This is a genomic window from Parazoarcus communis SWub3 = DSM 12120 (assembly GCF_003226565.1).
Lineage (GTDB): Bacteria > Pseudomonadota > Gammaproteobacteria > Burkholderiales > Rhodocyclaceae > Parazoarcus > Parazoarcus communis.
On record NZ_QKOE01000149.1, the window covers coordinates 1 to 364 of the forward strand.

The 364-nt window shown below is 62.9% G+C and carries 1 protein-coding gene; it reads left to right on the forward strand.

All coding sequences use genetic code 11. From position 1 onward, the window contains the following. Positions 1 to 364, forward strand: a 364-nt coding sequence (locus tag DNK49_RS23490) for a hypothetical protein (RefSeq protein ID WP_133255187.1), incomplete at both ends; no start/stop codon positions are given.

Below are 364 nucleotides of genomic sequence, written 5' to 3' on the forward strand. Positions count from 1 at the left end.
CGGGCAAACCGAACAGATGGTTTCAGCGCGTCTGTTGGGGACGCCAATCGGGCGTGACCTGATCTACGAGGCCAACGCAGGCGACCGTCGTCTGTACCGTCTGAGTCACCATGGAGGCGGGGCACCACGCTACACCTATGCCAGCGCACCCGAGCAGCTCATTGATGGGATTGTCGAAACGGTAGAGGGTCAAAGCGCCCTGTGGGCCTACGACTACGATGCGGCGGGCCGTCTGAGGGTTGCCGATCGTAGCGATGGGGCCCAATACGCCTCTGCATACGACGCGGCGGACAACGTATCGCACATCGAGGCGCCTGGCGGCTCGCAGGTCTTCGCGCATGATGTGACCAACCGGATTGCGCAG